Annotated in this window: 1 protein-coding gene; it reads right to left on the bottom strand. The window is 62.2% G+C overall.

Annotation, left to right across the window (positions count from 1 at the left end; translation table 11 throughout):
* Positions 1 to 15: 15 nt before the first annotated feature.
* Positions 16 to 966, bottom strand: a complete 951-nt coding sequence (locus tag NKJ23_RS34435) for an IS110 family transposase (RefSeq protein WP_352619216.1) — start codon at positions 964 to 966, stop codon at positions 16 to 18.
* Between the last annotated feature and the right edge of the window lie 215 nt (positions 967 to 1,181).

Raw genomic sequence — 1,181 nt, 5'->3', positions numbered from 1 at the left:
GAGTATCCGTGTTGGTCAAGGGAGAGATGGTGTCCAGGTCCGATTGTCCCTGAGTAGTGCGTTTGCGAGGATGATGAGCTTTCGCATGATGGCTGTGATGGCGAGTTTTGAGGCTTTGCCGTCGGCCGTGAGCTGGTGGTATTTTGCCTTTAGATCGGGATTGAAGCGCATGGCGACGAGGGCGGGCATGTAGAGTGCCTGTCGGACATTGGCTCGCCCGCCGCGGATGAAGGCGCGGCCGATCCAGTTGCCGGACTGTCGTGCGACGGGAGCGAGGCCTGCGAGGGAAGCAGCCTGACCCTGACCGAGCGTGCCGAGTTCGGGCATTTCGATGAGAAGCGCGAAGGCGGTGATTGCCGAGACGCCCGGGATCGAGACGAGGATAGCGAAGCGACGGGAGAGATCGGGATCGGACTGGATGAGCGCCGTGATCTCCTTTTCGACAGCAGCCATTTGACGTTCGATCTGCCTGAGCTGCTGGGCATTGTGGCGCTTGAGGATGGGAAGGGTTAGCGCCTTGGCCCTGTTCCTCGCCGCCGTCCGGTTCTTCACCAGCGCCTCGCGCGCCATGTGCAGGTCCTTGAGATTATTGAGGATCGGGCTGCGCACCGGTCGTGCTTCGAGGTCGAGAAGAGCGCCCATGCGCGCCAGCATGGCGGCGTCCAGCCGGTCGGTCTTGGCGATCCTGCCGGTGGCCTCGGCGAAGCGCCGGGCTTGGCGTGGGTTGACCTTGACCAGCGCAAGGCCAGCCGCCGCCAGCTTCCGCTCAAAGGCCCGGTGATATGGACCTGTCGGCTCATAGACGATGCGTACGCCGGGCGGGTCCAACCGGCTCGGGCTCAACCAGCTCATGAACGCCTTGTGGCCGCGGCTGTCGTTGGCAAAACGCCGGCTCGCGCCGTCGCTCAGCCTGTGGGCGTCGAGATGGTCTTTCGAAATGTCGATCCCGATGGTATCGTTGGTCATCTTTCACTTGTCCTGTGCTTGTCGTTCGGAGCCGAACTCCGGGTATCCGTTCAGGCCTCAAGGGAAAGACGAGGGCGATCCGACTCTAGCTCGACCCGTCAAACGGTCAGCAATTCCACCGATCCGACCCTCGCCGCTGAGGGAGGGCGGCTACCCTCTCTCAGCGTTCCTTTCTGACCCATTCGGCAGCGAAAGTCATAAGACAAGCAATTCCA

This window comes from Mesorhizobium sp. M0184 (assembly GCF_040322215.1).
Classification (GTDB): domain Bacteria; phylum Pseudomonadota; class Alphaproteobacteria; order Rhizobiales; family Rhizobiaceae; genus Mesorhizobium.
The sequence above is the reverse complement of the archived record's forward strand: the minus strand, read 5'-3'. Positions and strand labels throughout refer to the sequence as shown.